The sequence below is a fragment of the Morganella sp. HSTU-ASny43 genome, from assembly GCF_022819185.1.
Classification (GTDB): domain Bacteria; phylum Pseudomonadota; class Gammaproteobacteria; order Enterobacterales; family Enterobacteriaceae; genus Morganella; species Morganella morganii.
In genome coordinates this window covers 61,724-78,228 of record NZ_WSPG01000017.1, presented here as the reverse complement: position 1 = coordinate 78,228, position 16,505 = coordinate 61,724, and the positions used below count along the sequence as shown (strand labels likewise).

Sequence of the window (16,505 nt, the reverse complement as noted above, 5' to 3'; positions counted from 1 at the left end):
ATACCACCAATACCACCAATACCACCAATACCACCAATACCACCAATACCACCAATACCACCAATACCACCAATACCACCAATACCACCAATACCACCAATACCACCAATACCACCAATACCCCTTCTCCGCTTGACGAACCACTCGTGGACATGAAATTCATCACCATATTAACCGGATTAACGGACAAGTGGTTTTACAAGCTGATTCAGGAAGGCCAGTTCCCGAAACCGATAAAATTCGGACGCAGTTCCCGTTGGCAGAAAAGTGAAGTAGAAGCCTGGCTACAGGCCCGTATTGCAGAGTCCCGTGAGTAATCATGAAGCTGAGTCACCTTGCTTCCGGCATTTTGTAATGATCGGCAGAATCGACCGTGAACAACTGTTTTCCATCAGAGACCAGAATTATATAGGCATAATTGGGTGTTGTTTTCATTCGTAATGCGAAGGTCGTAGGTTCGATTCCTATTATCGGCACCATAAAAATCAATATGTTACAGTTTCTCATCCGTATGTAATCCTACTGTTTTCTCCCCCGCGTACTTACTGGCGTACTTATTTAACATGACATAGCTGAGAGCCATGTGCTCGCTCTCAAACAGATTCTGGCCTTACAGACGCTTTTTCATCTCGAGGGCTGGGTGAGGTTCAGTTGCTGTTTTAAGCACAACAGATAAATGTGTTACGTCAGATCGACTGGACGGGGGCGTCGCTCCTGAGAAAATAACTATTCATCTGAGAGAAACCAAAACAGAGGTAGAACGCTACGTATAGCTATCTGATCAGGCAATCGACTTTCTCAAAGTTCTACGCCTAACCTCTGACAAATATCTATTCCCTTCGCAAGCCACAAAGAAGCCAATTCAGTAGAAGTATTTAACTGAAAACTCATGGCGTCTACGTGAAAACGGTCAAATGCTTGATATACCTCATTGGACGCCACACGATCTGCGTCGTACAGTACGAACTGGGCTATCTCGTTTGCAGTGTCCAAATGAGGTAGCAGAGGCCGTATTGGGGCATACACGTGGCGGCGTTGAAGGGATTTATAATTTGTATAAGTATGATGCGGAGTGCCGGAAATGGCTGCAGGTATGGGCGGATTACTTGGATAGCCTGATAAAATAACAAATACAGATGTATTATTAATTTATGTTGCTGTAATAGAAGGGATTATTCATGCTTAGCGATTTCAATACCGAACAGCAAACTCTAATTGAGAAATTATCATTAGTTGATGATCTAGAAACTTGGGCAACTTATACCAGACATCTTGAAAAAGAAGTCAAGAAAAGCATCTATGAGTATGCCAGACGTTTGTGGATAAAACGTAAAATACTTGATGGTAGTTTGCTTTTACATCCTAATGTTCGAATTGATTTAATTGAGAGGGAGTATAGGCCATTATCTATTCACAAGAAAATGATCTGGGCTAGTGTATTAGTCTCTTATAAGGGTGAAGATAGTAGGGAGTATTTTAAAAGAATAAAGGGGAAGATAATTAGAAAGTATGGTCTCAAATGGTGGAAAGATGTTGATAGTAGAATAAAACCAGCTTATGCAGCGCAGCAACGTATTTTAAAGCGTGTTGGTGCTCTTGGTCCGGGAGTAAAATACTTTGCCTCACAAAGTTCGTTTGTAGGCAGCATGTTAAATGATGAACTTGATGCAGCATTAAGAATGATTCCAGAGGATTAAGAGAAAACGCAATGAAGTTACCTTTTATACGTTGAACCGTGATTTTATTGCTAATGTTGATATTTAATGATTATGATTTTAAATCTTATTTTTATACTCATGTTTGTACTCACTTTAGTTGATGCTGTTAACTTAGGCTAGTTATCACAGCAACAGTCAATTCTTGTTCACTAAGATTGTGTGGAACTGACCTGCTCCCAGTTGATTAATATACCGTGATGTTAGTAATGTCTTTATCAGCAACGTGATGGCATCCCTAAGAAGAAACGTTTTTCCTACGAATAGATCATCAGTATTCTCCGCGAAGCCGTAAAGCGGGGTGTGAACAGGCTTTAGCACACTGAGAGGCGCACTTTTAGAACGCGGAGGGTCAGTTAACAGAAAAAATCCAGCCAACGCGAACTTACCATCATTGTTCCTTTTTCGTGGCATGTCAGAAGTTTCCCCACTATAGGGGGGCGGTGAGAATAATGAGACATTTATTCATCTATTCTCGGGGTATTCCGTTCCTGCGGCATAAATAAATGCCGCAGGAGGTAAACGGGAATCAGCGCCGGAGTCATTGCCTGAAGACTTCCCGATAGTTTCCCGCACTTTTCAGCGGCAGGAAGGATATCAGGGAGTGGTGTAAGTATCCCGGAAAAAAGTCCCATTCACTTTCAGAGATCTTCATCCATACTGATATGTATTCTGAGGAGATCGCTATGCGCAAAGCCCGATTTACTGAACATCAGATTATCGCCGTTCTGAAATCCGTCGAAGCCGGACGGACAGTCAAAGATGTCTGCCGTGAAGCCGGTATATCCGAAGCCAGCTACTATAACTGGAAAGCCAAATACGGCGGAATGGAAGCGTCTGATATTAAAAAATTAAAAGATCTTGAGGAAGAAAACCGGCGTTTAAAACAGATGTTTGCTGACCTGAGTCTTGAGTGCCGGGCTCTGAAGGATGTTATCGAAAAAAAGCTTTAAAAACAGCGGTAAAGCGGGAGCTTGTCAGCTATCTTATCGAACAGTATTCGATGAGCATCCGTCACGCCTGCCGGGCCTTATCGCTGAGCAGAACGGTGTATTTTTACAAACCGGATACCCGGCGGGATGAACCGGTGATACAGGCGCTGACAGAGGCGGCAGAACGTTATCCCCGTTACGGGTTTAAAAAGCTGTTTCAGATCCTGCGCAGGCAGGGTAACGGGTGGAATCATAAGCGCGTTCACCGGATCTATTGTCTGCTGAAGCTGAACTTTCGCCGTAAAGGCAAACAACGTCTGCCTGTGCGTAATCCGGTACCACTGGCAACGCCGGAAGCACTGAATCAGAGCTGGTCGGTTGATTTTATGCATGATGCGCTGATCTGTGGCAGGCGTTTCCGGACGTTCAATATCGTGGATGATTTTAATCGTGAAGCCCTGGCGATAGAAATTGATCTGAATATCCCGGCCCAACGTGTTGTCCGGGTATTGGACAGAATAGTTGCAACACGCGGATACCCGGTGAAAATGCGGATGGATAATGGTCCGGAGCTTATATCACTGACACTCGCACACTGGGCGGAAGAGCATGGCGTGATACTGGAGTTTATTAAACCGAGTAAACCGACTCAGAATGCCTTTATCGAACGTTTTAACCGGACATACCGGACCGAAATACTGGATTTTTATCTGTTCCGGACACTGAATGAAGTACGGGAGATCACGGAACACTGGCTGAGGGAATATAACCGGGAGCGTCCGTATGAATCCCTGAATAATCTGACACCGGAAGAATACCGGTTATTAGCTGAAAATAACGAAATCTCAAAAAGTGTGTGGAACTGAAACGGGTGTACTTACACATATGAAATCATCTATGATGAACAAGCCAAAATACAGTGGCCCTATGCCGTAAGAATTATAAGAAATTGACTGAGAGATTTCTTCAGTTAACCAGAAAGAACGAGTTGTTTATGAAAATCAGCAGGGAGGTTCAAATTTTAATTTAGAAGTTTGTTTTGCTTTTCCCTGCTCACTTTTTCGTTAGTATTTTCTCATAGTTTTCTCTGAAGATAATGAATGATTATGCCGCAATATTCAGGTAATTTCCCATGCTGATTTCTTTGATTGTATTTATCTATCAGCCTTTGAATTTCTGATCTTTTCCTCTCACCTATTTTTTGGTGAAGTTCTCTTTGAATCATGATGAGTGCAGTTAGTCTATTTGACTTTAATCTATGCTTATTTAAATTAAGGACTTGATTAATTTGAACATTAAATTCATCATCGATAGATGTTATTTGACCTTGGTGGTCATAATTTATGACTTCATTTATTCTATGATTTGCATTAGCCGGAGAAAGTTTTAGTGCATTGCCCCCTTTGCGTGTATCACAGGTCTGCTCTTTAGGAGGGGAGCCCTCATGACCTTTACAGCATGCTAATAAATTACTGTACTCTAATTGCATTTCTTGATTCGAATGCTGGCAAGCCCAATGCTCTATTTTCATTGAGTTAAGGTCTATTCTTTCCATACAATATGCACACAAATAACCTTGTTCAAGAAGTAAACTTTGCCGGATTTTATCCTTTACTTCGGTGAAATTCGGACCGTCGTAAATAGCATCTTTTAATCTCTTATATAATGTTAGTTCGTTAGGTTCTCTTTTTTTTATTATTTGCCTCATTCTTTATCCCACTCATAAAGTTCAATCTCCATTTTTGCTCTTACAAGTTCAGGTATATCTCCATTTAAATCATCTTCTAATCTAGAAATAAGGTCTGTTGCAATCTCAATTTCGCCATCATTGATAAATTTAAAGATTTCATGAAGTCTATATTCAACTTCGCTGCTTCTTATGATTTGCTTATCATTATCGCTCATTAGTTCATTTAATATTTCATTAGTTGTAAGTCCATAAGATTGATTAGGCTTATACCCATATACACAATCGTTTTCATTTCTGTCCAAAATAATGATTTGATCATGCCTAACTTCACTAATGATTTGCGGGGAGTGAGTCGATACAATAAATTGACAGTTTGGGAAAATAAGCTCTAAATGTCTAACAATGTTCCTCTGCCATTGAGGATGTAGATGCAAATCTAATTCATCAATAATGATTATTCCTGGCGAGGAGAGCGGGTCTTTAAGATGTGGATTTAATAGAATCATCCTTCTTGTAATGTCTAGCAATAAGGCAATTAAGCTTTTTTCCCCTTGTGAAAGTTGAAGTATGTTTAAGGTTTTATTGTTTTTTTTAATTGTTAATCTGACAGTCGGTTCAATTTCAATAGATAAATCCGAGTAACCATCCATGAATAGACTAATTGTCTGGTTTAAGATGTTTTTGATTTTATTTATTTCCCAAGAAACATTATCAGATTCACTTTTTGGTTTTTTTTGTTTGAGCGACTCTAACAGCTTTCTTGCATTTAGATCGCTGGGAGCTAAAATAGCTAATTTATTAATAAGGTCATCATCTGCTGAAAAATTGTCTGAGGAGACGGCTCTGTGTTTCTCAATATCATCTAACCTTTTAAACCATTTCAAAAAAGATTTGATATCGGCTTTTCCTGAAAAGGCATTGGTATATGCTTCATAGCGATTGTTCATTTGTATTGAATTAACATCATCAATCATATTCAAATCTTTTGTGCTTATATCAATAGTTCTCGATACACCATAATATGCGAAGATTGGTAATGTAAAAGATAATCTATTTTCGCCAGCAAACTTATAAAGTGCTCCTAGCTTTGTTACTTCATTTAAATAACTTTTTTTATTAACCGAACTACCAATATGTAACTCGCAAAGTTCAAAATCGATAGTGGTATATCGATTAATCTTAAATTTAGTTATAATAGAAGAGTAGCCTTTCTCAGAGTCATCTCTAATATCTAGCCTTTCAATCTCTTTTCCTTTTCCACCCTTATACATAATCCTATTAACTAACCAACTCAATGAATATGATAAACCGTCTAATATGGATGATTTACCTACTCCATTTTCACCAGCTAATACAATTAAGTTTTTATCAGAAAAATTTAATGTTAAATCATCTAACGCTCTAAAGTCAGATAAACTCAGCTCCTCCATATAAACAAAATGGCTTTTAACATGATCTGCTGCCAAATTTATATAAAATTGGGCCTTATCATAGTTTTGCTCTACATATTTACCATCAAGGTAATATTCATATAGTTGGTACGCAGCTTCCCATGAGTTTTTCTGAGCTTTATGCTCCAGTTTGTTTATCGTACTATTAATTCGCTTGCTCATCGCTACCTCTGAATTTGATAAGGTTTTCGATAACTTGATTCGAGTATTTTGAAATCATTCTGGATTTGAATTTTGGCTCTATATCAGTAGCAAATGATAGCAGGCCTTGTAAATATCGAATATGTTCAATATCTAATTGACCTAAAATAAACTTGTGGATTAATGAGGAAATCAATCTTTTTCTTTCTCTTCCGATTGATATTTCACCATCGTTATTAATAGTCACCCCAGTAACATGCCTATTATGTGCTTTAGATGAAAATATAGTTTTGAAATCATTGATAGTTATTTGATTGGAAAATATTATTCCAAGTTGTTTTTTGACTAGTGTAGGTATGTGAAATAACACGTTTTTATCAGGTGTTGAAAACGTTAAATCATCAGCATATCTGGAATAAGTTATGTTTTTCGTAATACAGTATTCATCTATGGCTTCATCAAAAAAGTACATTATTGTATTTGAAATGAAGGGGGAGCTTGGTGCGCCAACACTGAGAACAAGTTTGCCATCATTCTTTTTTGTTTTATTCCAGAAAAAAGTCTTAATCAGAAGATTTTTCTCAGCGGTGCTAAGAATTATATCATTCTGCATACAATAATTAATGAATAATTCTGGTGTAATACTATTAAAGAAGTCACTGAAATCAAGTTTCAAAAGATATTCGTTTTCTCTATGTAAAACTGCATTATCTTTTATTCCTAAACCTTTCCTGTAGGCCATTGCTTTATGATGTATCTTTAAATGTGGTTCTAACACAGATACTAATGCACGTTGTATTATCTTTAGTTTTTTTGCAGGGTGGGCAATAACCCGCTGGCCAGATGTTCTTTTAGGAATGGTGTAAACTTTGTATTTCATGGGCCCATTCGATATATAACGTTCAACAGTATTCCTTGAACGGCCTAGTTTATCTGTAAGTTTTGCATATAAATTCAGCTTCATTACCGTTCCTTCTACTAGGCTATCTCCAGGTAGCATAGAAAAGACAGACTGGCATGTAGTGCCAGTCTGTCAGTGCCCTTTACTTAAGGATGCGGTGGGGATAATCCTCCGCCGCGAGATGCAAGGCATGGAGCGGCGGAGGATTATTCCTACCGCAACCTCATAAACCTTCCAATAACTTAGTGTCTGGCTAAGCGCCCGACAAGACGATGTTCGTCTATACGCTAAAGGACAAGGTCATACTATCTTAAAAAGGAAAATTTATCTATGATTTTGAGTGCTTTCCAAAGGATTTTCATCGAACGACTCTTTACGCGAGAATGAAGGGGGAGGCTAATCGATCGTGATATCCTGTCTTTATCTCAACACTTATTTGTAGAATTGCTCTTGGAAATTTTATCTAACTTTTAATATTGAGAATGACAATTACGCATCTTATATTTCAATTATGAATCCCTATCAACTTAAAAGGACTAAACCCAATAGAACTATATATCATAAATTTATTGGGTATGAAGTCCATATTTTTGTTATTGATCAATTCCCATTAATAGGCTTGAAGCATAGTCTAGAACTGATTCCTTCGTGAATGGTACATTGCTAAGTAATGAACGCTCTTTCTTAGACTCTCCTATGCAAATACATTTAGCTTTGTCATTAAAGAATGTTTTATTAATTTTTTTGATATTATACAGTTCATTATCTAATTTTGAATCATCATCACTGTACTCAGCAATGGATATAAAACTCTGATTACAATACCTCATTTCATTTGATAAAAATTGCAAAATTGTCAGTCTGCTTTCTTCATCAATGTCTTCTTTGAAAATTGCATCTATCATAAAAGGAAATACATGTGTCTGTCCTAATTGTACGACTAATTTGTAAAATGAAATATTATAAGACATGATTATTTTGTGCAGTTCAACTCCTGTATAAGGGAATGAATTGATAGAGTAAAGATTTGAGTATTTATCCTCTTTAGGAAGTTTGATCTGTAATGCAGAAGCTTTCTGTGAGAAAATATGGTGAAACACTTTTTCTATCTTTCTTCTTTCTATTTCAATATGCTCTTCATCGCCGAGATCAGATAATTCTTTCATTAAATTCTGCGATTTTTTTTCTAAAGTTTGCTTCTCGCTTGAAAGATGTTCTGCCAAACGTTGAATGGAATGTATATTCAGCCATGAATCGAATGTCATTCCTTCTATTTTGAATTTCTCGAGATAAGAATTATAAATTTTTATTTTGTCACGAAGTACTGCTATATTACTTATACTTGAATTCATTAATGACTGAGTTTTCTTTATAGCCTCTTTAACAGCTGAGTTCTCTTTTTCAATATCATTAACATCCTGTGCATAATTATAGAAATGGCGTATAGAGCCAGGCAATATTTGATTGCATGTAGGACAATTGTCTATGCTAGGTCTCTGTTTCTTGAGATTTTTTCTTGTTTGAAATAAGACCTTTTGCCTATTCTCAAGTAACAGTTGTTTACTGCATAGTCTATTGTATTCATCTTCTTTTTCAGATAATAAAGCATTGGTATTCTTATACATCTCAATGAATTCTAATGCTTCAGCCATAAAACGTTTATTGATCTCTATACTTAATTTAATTTCTGGTCGGTTATCTTTATACCTTTCTATTTGTTTTAATTCAGAATCTATCTGTTGTTTTTCACTTTGTAACTTATATTTATTTAATCTTACAGTTCCTTTCTCTATCCCACAATAATAATCTAAATAATCATTCTTAAAATCCTTGTAGAATCGATAATCACCTATGGATTCTCTAATATAAACCCATCCAACATCTTGAGAAATGTAAAATGGTAGGAATGCAGCCTCTAGAGGTGCTGATACTAACTCTGTTTTGTTCTGAAGTAATAGATCGAAGTGGAATATTTTGTTAAAAAAATTCTTGTACCGCCCATATTCATATGATGAGTTTCCATTTATTCCATGAAATCTTTCAGTTTTGTTTTCCCCAAATTTTACTGCAATGGTATCCCCATTCCTAGCAAAAGAAATAGATGTTGATACATCATCGTCAATAGTTAAACCTTCAAGCAAAAAAATCGTGGAGGAATCATTAATTTCTTTTAAATAATCTCGGCCATAGTTAATGCCCATTGCATATATAATAGATTGGATCAGAGTGCTCTTACCTGAAGTATTTTTTCCATGGATAATGTTAAGTCCATTTCCAAACTCAGTATAAAAATGTTTGTCTTGCGTTGCTGAATAAATTAGCAGCGATGTTAATTGAAGTTTAATCATTTATATTTCTCGTTTCTACGTATGCAGCGATCACCGCAAATGCGATCATATGCTTCTCTAATTTTGATGACTTTTTGACTAAAAAATACTCATAGATGCTTTGAATACACTCTTCATGTGAGTATGATATAGCGTCAAATTTAGTCGTAGATTCTACAAAATTATAGATATTTTTATATTCTACTTGTTGAATATCTTTGAAATAGTCAAAGCAATTATCTAACAATTCCTTCGCATTTTTTCTTAGTGATACGCTGATTCTTAGACCTTTAGATAATGAATTGGCATTATTTCGCCAAAAATCAAAAGCTTTGCTATTTGCGATCAACATATTGAAAGTACCATCAATTTCTTTCTTTTCTAATCGCTTTGATGGATCAGATAGGCGCACATTTCCTGCATTATTATATGTGGTTTCTTTTTCAAGTAATAGTTGAAGAAGGGTATCAACGACTGCTACGTGATCATTTACTTGTGTGTGGAGAACTCTTCGAGCGCTTCCTACTAGTTGATCCTTGATGCTTGAAATTCGTGCCGGCAGGTCTAAATACTTAAAGGTTATATTATCCAATTCATTAATATATAGCTGTACATCTTTTTCAAATTTAGAACACAAATTGTTTTGTATTTGTAAAGCTAGATCACAATATTTTTTTGAAGTATTCGAAGCATATACTTTTACTTTTAATGCTCCTTTGCCACGGTTACCACAGGTTAAGTTGATGCTTCGATTTGTTATAAAGTGCAGATTATGAATATAATTTCCAACTTTTGGAATTGGATCATTTATTAAATTATTACCAACAATGGTAAGTTTTCTAACTATATCAGCAAGTTCTTTATCTGTTGACCAATCTTCGGCCCCTTTTTTTGCTTGATAGGCTTCAACTTCAATTAAATGACCACTGGGATCGCAAAATGCAAAAAGAAAATCATCATAGTGTTCAATAAAAAGAAAATAATCTCTATCTTTTAAAGATTCATGATTTTCTAAAAGAAGATGGATCGCGCAGCATTTCTGAAAGGTGTATCCCGTTGAGCCATCTACACCTGCATTTGCATTTTCTACCACCATTCGAAGATCCCAGCAATTTTTATGATTTCTACAGATATTTTAGCTATTGCTTAAAAATTGTTAGGTGATCAATATCATGATTTAGAAGGAAAATCTATAGTGTTCATTTATCTATCTAAGATTGGTAAGGGCAAGACTTTAATCCTATTTGGTACGCGCAGAACACCATGAAATCACTTAAACCAAACAGATCGCGTTATATCCATCCCTCCATGAAAGGCTTTTGGCTGGTAGTCAGAATCTTAGACTTAAAATCTTCACTTTTGGTCTTGGCAGAGAACGTTCCTGTGAGGGTGTCCACTTCCCCTTATCTGAAACAGTCCTGATTAGAGTTTTCTAGTTGCTTCCGGTAAAGCTCAGGCGGAAGATTATTCAGGCTTTCATGTGTCCGGTTCCGGTTGTAATCCTGCATCCAGAACCAGGCCATTTCTTTCACCTGACTCAGTGATTCAAACAAATATGCATTTAAAAACTCCCGGCGGAATGATCCGTTAAAACGCTCAATAAAACCGTTTTGTTGTGGTTTTCCTCGCTGAATATAATTCAGAGTGACCTCATTTTCTGTGCAAAACTGAACCAGTTTATCCGATATAAATTCAGGTCCGTTGTCCACCCGGATATATTCCGGTAACCCGCGTTCTTCTTTTAACCGGGATAAAATACGAATAATCCGCTCTGCTGGTAATGAAGTATCGATCTCAATTGCCAGGCACTCGCGGGTACTTTCATCGATAATATTCAATGCTCTGAAACGTTTACCGCAGTACAGACTGTCGCTCATAAAATCCATTGCCCGGCCTTCATCAATTCGGGTGGAGGCAATTAACGGCACTTTTATTCGCTCAGGTAGTTTTTTCTTTACCCGCCGTTTCAGGTTTAAGCCCAGTCGGCAATATACCCGGTAAACCCGTTTATGATTAAAGGAGTACTTTTTCTGTCGCATCCGGTGAAAACATTTCCAGAACCCGGCCTGTGGTGATAATTCCAGTTCAGCATAAATCGCTTCAATAACCGGGGTATCCTTAATTTTCCAGTCAGTGTTTGTCCGGTAAAAAGAGGTTCTGGGCAGTGAAACTAACCGGCAGGCGTCTATGACCGATAAACCTGCCTGAGTTAATTCCTGAGCGCAGGTCTTTTTTTCGGTCATCACCAGCCCTTTTTTGCAAAAAGCTCCTTCATAGCATGATTTTCCAGGCTGATTTCCGCAAACAGCTTTTTAAGTCTGGCATTCTCATCCTCAAGCTCTTTAAGCCGTTTAATATCAGCAGCTTCCATGCCACCATATTTCGATTTCCAATTATAATATGTGGCGTTACTTATCCCGTTCTGACGGCAAATTTCGTCGATCTTCATGCCGGAGTCAGCCAGCTTTAAAATACTGACGATCTGCGATTCGGTAAAACGTGCTTTTTTCATCATGACCTCTGCTGTTTTCAGGGCAGAAAATCTAATTATAGTTGTTCCATTTTAGGGGAAGTGGACAGGGGTACTGGTTTGCTGCAACATAATGTTATCAGGCAAAGGCTGCCACATTTATATTGAACCTAAAGTATAGTTGAAAAATAATAAATTATTTTTGAGTGGTATTATAAATATCCCAACAAAAGGTCACATTTATTTCCAGAGATCTTCATTCATATTACTTAGATATCTTATATATTTTTTATAAAAAATTAAAATATACAGGAATAGCCATCTTTACGTTCAGGCGTAAAGATGGCTATTAAATATTACTTAAAATTCACATTAACAACATTATCCAAACTGCTCTCCAACTCATCCATGTAGTCTGCATACCACTGCATCATTTCTCTGCGTCCATCCATATACTGAGCATGATTATACGTGCCACGGATCGCATTCTTATCGATATGTGCAAGCTGAGTCTCAATCCATGCCGAGTTATATCCTTTCTCATGCAAAATGGTACTCATCGTGTGGCGGAAGCCGTGCCCTGTTAGCCGACCTTTATATCCCAACAACTCAATAACCTGATTTACGCTTTCCTTACTGATCGGCTTTCTGTGGTCATTACGACCTATGAAGACAAGCTCATAATGCCCTGATAGTGGTTTGAGTGAGTTAAACAGCTTGATCACCTGTTTTGATAATGGCACAACATGCGGTCGCTTCATCTTCATCACTTCAGCCGGAATTTCCCAAATCCCTTTTTCTAAATCGATATCCTGCCAACGAGCAAAACGGAGTTCTTGTGTCCGTACCGCTGTCAGCAAAATAATTTTAGTCGCCGTTTTGGTGATTATACTGCCTGTATACCCAGCTAAATCCTTCAGAAAATAAGGTAACTCTTCAGCGGTTAAGAATGGAAAATGTTGTTTCTTCGGTGGAGTAAGCGCTGTTGCCAGATCTGGGGCGGGATTATATTCAGCTCTGCCCGTGATAATCGCGTATCGGTAAACCTCTCCGCAGCGCTGACGGACTTTACGCATCTTCTCTAAGGCACCGCGCTTCTCCATCCTACGCAGCGTTTCCAGCAGCTCTAACGGCTTGATTTCCGCTATTGGGCGTTTACCAATATAAGGAAAGATATCCTTTTCAAAGGTATCAATGATTTCGTCTCGATAACGCAGTGACCAGCGATCGGCTTTCGATTTATGCCATTCACGGGCAATGGCTTCAAAAGTATTTCCTGTGCTGAGCTTTTGAATCGCCTTCTCTTCTTTTTTGACTTCTCCCGGATCTCCACCAGCAGCGAGTACCTTTTTTGCTTGGTTTCTCATTTCACGTGCTTCAGCAAGTGTCACGGTAGGAAAAACACCAAAAGCTAATCTTTTTTCTTTACCACCAAAGCGATACTTCATTCTCCAGTAGCGTGAGCCTTTAGCGGTAACTTCAAGGTATAAACCGCCACCATCAAAGAGTTTATATGACTTCTCTTTAGGCTTTGCAGTCTCTACCTGACGGGCGGTTAATGTCATTGGGGGCACCTCATTTTGGGGTTAATTTTTAGTGCCCCCTGATATGCCCCCAAAAACCTATTGATGTAGGTTGACCTTGGTTGACATCAGGAGACTGGTGAGTGTATTAATATTAGGTATTATAAGGGATTACTTGAGCTTTGTGGAGGTATATTGAACTTGATTGGCGGAAGATCACAGGAGTCGAACCTGCCCGGGACCGCTGGCGGCCCCAACCGGATTTGAAGTCCGGCCGCCCCACCGGGGACGATGATCTTCCGTTTTGAGGTTGCACAGTATACGCTTTCCGGCAGGGATTCAAAAGTTCTCTTGCGTTTTTTCCTTTGAGATACATCAGTATCGTGCGATTTTTTACGAGAATGATTTTTAATCAGCATAATAACACTAAAAATCATTGAACTTGCCGGAGTGTGTCCCCATCTTATAGAGAGTTTCGATTTTCATTTTTCATGTGTATGTGCGCTGTGGCGGACGTGCACCAGCAGCCAACAGGATGGTTTATGATGAACCCTTTGCTTATCCCGACTCAGAATCAGTTACCGGCATTTTCTGCCATCAATCCGGAATGTATTGTGCCTGCGGTGAAAGAAACGCTGGATAATTATCGTCAGACGGTAGAGCAGGTGGTGAGTCATTCACCTGATTTTACATGGGAAAATGTGTGTGTACCGCTGGCGGAAGCCGGGGATAAATTATCCCGTGTCTGGTCGCCGGTCAGTCATCTGAACTCTGTCAAAAACAGCCCTGAACTGCGCGAAGCTTATGAACAGTGCCTGCCGCTGCTGTCAGAATTCAGTACCTGGATGGGTCAGCACGAAGGGCTGTATAACGCCTATAAATCACTGAAAAACAGCCCGGCGTTTGCGTCACTGTCTCAGGCTCAGCGCAAGTCAGTAGAAAATTCCCTGCGTGATTTTGAGTTATCCGGCATTGGTCTGCCACCGGAGAAACAGAAGCGCTACGGCGAGATTTCTGCCCGTCTGTCTGAGCTGGGTTCGCTGTTCGGCAATAATGTGCTGGATGCAACCATGGGCTGGAGCAAGCTTATCACCGATGAAAGCATGCTGGCCGGTCTGCCGGAGAGTGCGGTTGCTGCTGCACAGGCACTGGCGGAGTCCAAAGGTGAGAAGGGCTGGCTGTTTACCCTAGATATGCCGAGCTATCTGCCGGTGATGACTTACGCCGATAACCGTGAGCTGCGCAAAGAGATGAGCGAAGCCTACGGCACCCGTGCTTCCGAGCTGGGGCCGAACGGCGGTAAGTGGGATAACAGCAGTGTAATGGCGGAGATTTTAGCGCTGCGACATGAGCTGGCACAGTTACTCGGCTTTAAAAACTACGCGGAAAAATCCCTCGCCACCAAAATGGCGGAAAACCCGCAGCAGGTGCTGGATTTCCTGAATGACCTGGCGGAGCGCGCCCATCATCAGGGCGAGCAGGAAGTGGCTCAGCTGGCCGCCTTTGCCAAAGAACATTACGGCGTTGATAAACTCGAGCCGTGGGATATGGCCTATTTTGCCGATAAGCAAAAACAGCATCTGTTCTCGGTCAGTGATGAGCAGCTGCGTCCGTACTTCCCGGAAGAAAAAGCGATCAGCGGATTGTTTGAAGTGATCCGCCGGATCTACGGGATCACCGCCAAAGAGCGTTTCGGGGTGGAAACCTGGCATCCGGATGTCCGTTTCTTTGATTTATTTGATAAGAACGGTGAATTACGCGGTAGTTTCTATCTGGATCTGTATGCCCGTGAGCACAAACGCGGCGGGGCGTGGATGGATGACTGTATCGGCCGTATGCGCCACAAAGATAATTCCCTGCAAAAACCGGTTGCGTATCTGACCTGTAACTTTAATAAACCGGTCGGCGGCAAACCGGCGCTGTTTACTCATGATGAAGTGCTGACTCTGTTCCATGAGTTCGGACACGGCCTGCATCATATGCTGACACAGATTGATGTGGCGGATGTTTCCGGCATCAATGGTGTGCCGTGGGATGCGGTTGAGCTGCCGAGCCAGTTTATGGAAAACTGGTGCTGGGAGCCGGAGGCGCTGGCCTTTATCTCCGGTCATTATGAAACCGGTGAGCCGCTGCCGCAGTCGCTGCTCGACAATATGCTGGCAGCGAAGAATTATCAGTCTGCGATGTTTATTCTGCGTCAGCTGGAGTTCGGGCTGTTTGATTTCCGTCTGCATGCGGAATATGACCCGGCAACCGGCGCTCAGGTGATGCCGACACTGCTGTCTGTGAAAGAGAAAGTCTCTGTGGTGCCTGCTGCGCCGTGGAACCGCTTTCCGCATGCGTTCAGTCATATCTTTGCCGGTGGTTATGCGGCCGGTTACTACAGTTATCTGTGGGCGGATGTGCTGGCAGCGGATGCATTCTCCCGCTTCAGTGAGGAAGGTATCTTCAATCCGGTCACCGGGCAGTCTTTCCTGGATAATATTCTCAGCCGGGGTGGTTCGGAAGAGCCAATGGTCCTGTTTGAGCGCTTCCGCGGCCGTAAGCCGGAACTGGATGCGATGTTAAAAGGCTACGGAATCAACGGGTAATACGTGAAGATTCGTTTACAGTGTGAACAGGGCGCAGACAGCTGCGCCCTTGATGTACTGGCGGCGCGGTGGGGCCTGGAGCTGCGCAAGTGTGATGAACCGAAACTCGGCGGGATCCGTGTGGATTTTGCCGGGGGAACGATGGCTCACCGGCGCCGTTTCGGCGGCGGACGCGGTGAAGCGGTGGCAAAGGCTGCCGGGATTAAGAAATCCTATCTTCCGTCAGTGGTGGACGCGACAGCCGGTCTCGGGCGTGATGCCTTTGTGCTGGCATCGCTGGGCTGTCATGTGCGGATGATTGAACGCCATCCGGTCGTTGCGGCACTGCTGGATGATGGCTTACAGCGGGCCTACCGGGACAGTGAAATCGGGGGATGGATGCAGGAGAGAATGATCCTTATCCATGCGTCCGGGATTGATGCGCTGGCGGAAATCACACCACCGCCGGATGTGGTCTATCTCGACCCGATGTATCCGCACCGGCAGAAAAGCGCGCTGGTGAAGAAAGAAATGCGGGTGTTTCAGTCGCTGGTGGGTGCGGATGAGGATGCGGATCTTCTGCTGGCACCTGCACTGGCGCTGGCAACCCGTCGTGTGGTGGTGAAACGTCCGGATTACGCGGAGCCGTTAGCCGGGCAGAAAGCCGCTGCGGCGATTGAAACCAAAAATCATCGTTTTGATATCTATCCCTGTGTGAAAGCAGAGGGATAACACTGAATAACATCTGAAAAGGGGACAGGGCAGTTCCCGTTTCGCGAAGGGGC

Annotated in this window: 12 protein-coding genes, 1 tRNA gene and 1 pseudogene; 6 read left to right on the top strand and 8 right to left on the bottom strand. The window is 40.8% G+C overall.

The genetic code is table 11. The features are described from left to right. Positions 1 to 152: 152 nt before the first annotated feature. From GN208_RS10860 to GN208_RS10845, 4 genes and pseudogenes are all read left to right on the top strand, one after another. Positions 153 to 317, top strand: coding sequence for an AlpA family phage regulatory protein (locus tag GN208_RS10860; protein ID WP_243828368.1), 165 nt, complete (start codon positions 153 to 155; stop codon positions 315 to 317). Between the two features lie 399 nt (positions 318 to 716). Beyond that, a pseudogene (locus GN208_RS10855) lies at positions 717 to 1,127 on the top strand (tyrosine-type recombinase/integrase); the annotation flags it as partial. Positions 1,128 to 1,178: 51 nt separating this feature from the next. Then, positions 1,179 to 1,697: a hypothetical protein gene (locus GN208_RS10850; RefSeq protein ID WP_243828366.1), complete on the top strand. Its 519-nt coding sequence runs from the start codon at positions 1,179 to 1,181 to the stop codon at positions 1,695 to 1,697. A gap of 704 nt (positions 1,698 to 2,401) precedes the next feature. After that, positions 2,402 to 3,513 (top strand): IS3 family transposase gene (locus tag GN208_RS10845; RefSeq protein ID WP_243828365.1). Its coding sequence is split into 2 segments (ribosomal slippage): positions 2,402 to 2,663 and positions 2,663 to 3,513, totalling 1,113 coding nucleotides; the frame shifts between segments, so codons are not numbered across the junction. Positions 3,514 to 3,722: 209 nt separating this feature from the next. On the opposite strand, the gene GN208_RS10840 is transcribed toward GN208_RS10845, so the two are convergent. From GN208_RS10840 to GN208_RS10805, 8 genes are all read right to left on the bottom strand, one after another. Further along, positions 3,723 to 4,355, bottom strand: a complete 633-nt coding sequence (locus GN208_RS10840; protein ID WP_243828364.1) for a hypothetical protein — start codon at positions 4,353 to 4,355, stop codon at positions 3,723 to 3,725. Beyond that, positions 4,352 to 5,950: an AAA family ATPase gene (locus tag GN208_RS10835; protein WP_243828363.1), complete on the bottom strand. Its 1,599-nt coding sequence runs from the start codon at positions 5,948 to 5,950 to the stop codon at positions 4,352 to 4,354. The genes GN208_RS10840 and GN208_RS10835 overlap by 4 nt, the downstream gene beginning before the upstream one ends. Then, on the bottom strand, positions 5,934 to 6,893 hold the full coding sequence (locus GN208_RS10830) for a retron St85 family RNA-directed DNA polymerase (RefSeq protein WP_243828362.1): 960 nt from the start codon (positions 6,891 to 6,893) through the stop codon (positions 5,934 to 5,936). Before GN208_RS10830 ends, GN208_RS10835 begins: the two co-directional genes overlap by 17 nt. A gap of 530 nt (positions 6,894 to 7,423) precedes the next feature. Next, positions 7,424 to 9,178, bottom strand: a complete 1,755-nt coding sequence (locus GN208_RS10825; RefSeq protein ID WP_243828361.1) for a hypothetical protein — start codon at positions 9,176 to 9,178, stop codon at positions 7,424 to 7,426. After that, positions 9,171 to 10,253 (bottom strand): dsDNA nuclease domain-containing protein, encoded by a 1,083-nt coding sequence (locus GN208_RS10820; protein WP_243828360.1) that lies wholly within the window; start codon positions 10,251 to 10,253, stop codon positions 9,171 to 9,173. Before GN208_RS10820 ends, GN208_RS10825 begins: the two co-directional genes overlap by 8 nt. A 307-nt stretch (positions 10,254 to 10,560) precedes the next feature. Further along, a protein-coding gene (locus GN208_RS10815) for an IS3 family transposase (RefSeq protein WP_243828367.1) occupies positions 10,561 to 11,669 on the bottom strand; the annotation gives its coding sequence in 2 pieces (ribosomal slippage) (positions 10,561 to 11,417 and positions 11,417 to 11,669; 1,110 coding nt in all). Positions 11,670 to 11,983: 314 nt separating this feature from the next. Then, positions 11,984 to 13,192, bottom strand: a complete 1,209-nt coding sequence (locus GN208_RS10810; RefSeq protein WP_243828359.1) for an integrase arm-type DNA-binding domain-containing protein — start codon at positions 13,190 to 13,192, stop codon at positions 11,984 to 11,986. Between the two features lie 164 nt (positions 13,193 to 13,356). Beyond that, a tRNA-Sec gene (locus GN208_RS10805) sits at positions 13,357 to 13,451 on the bottom strand. 241 nt (positions 13,452 to 13,692) lie between these two features. Here GN208_RS10805 and prlC point away from each other — a divergent pair. Together prlC and GN208_RS10795 are read left to right on the top strand one after the other, a co-directional pair. Next, complete coding sequence (gene prlC / locus GN208_RS10800) at positions 13,693 to 15,741, top strand: oligopeptidase A (RefSeq protein ID WP_004238565.1); 2,049 nt, start codon at positions 13,693 to 13,695, stop codon at positions 15,739 to 15,741. Positions 15,742 to 15,744: 3 nt separating this feature from the next. Continuing rightward, a complete protein-coding gene (locus GN208_RS10795; RefSeq protein WP_243828358.1) occupies positions 15,745 to 16,452 on the top strand; it encodes a class I SAM-dependent methyltransferase in 708 nt (235 codons plus the stop codon). Positions 16,453 to 16,505: the final 53 nt, after the last annotated feature.

Excerpts from the sequence above, each read along its gene's own strand:
- GN208_RS10860 (WP_243828368.1), top strand. The coding sequence starts at position 153 with ATGAAATTCATCACCATATTAACCGGATTAACGGACAAGTGGTTTTAC.
- GN208_RS10835 (WP_243828363.1), bottom strand. The coding sequence starts at position 5,950 with ATGAGCAAGCGAATTAATAGTACGATAAACAAACTGGAGCATAAAGCT.
- GN208_RS10850 (WP_243828366.1), top strand. The coding sequence starts at position 1,179 with ATGCTTAGCGATTTCAATACCGAACAGCAAACTCTAATTGAGAAATTA.
- GN208_RS10830 (WP_243828362.1), bottom strand. The coding sequence starts at position 6,893 with ATGAAGCTGAATTTATATGCAAAACTTACAGATAAACTAGGCCGTTCA.
- GN208_RS10810 (WP_243828359.1), bottom strand. The coding sequence starts at position 13,192 with ATGACATTAACCGCCCGTCAGGTAGAGACTGCAAAGCCTAAAGAGAAG.
- GN208_RS10840 (WP_243828364.1), bottom strand. The coding sequence starts at position 4,355 with ATGAGGCAAATAATAAAAAAAAGAGAACCTAACGAACTAACATTATAT.
- prlC (WP_004238565.1), top strand. The coding sequence starts at position 13,693 with ATGATGAACCCTTTGCTTATCCCGACTCAGAATCAGTTACCGGCATTT.
- GN208_RS10820 (WP_243828360.1), bottom strand. The coding sequence starts at position 10,253 with ATGGTGGTAGAAAATGCAAATGCAGGTGTAGATGGCTCAACGGGATAC.
- GN208_RS10825 (WP_243828361.1), bottom strand. The coding sequence starts at position 9,178 with ATGATTAAACTTCAATTAACATCGCTGCTAATTTATTCAGCAACGCAA.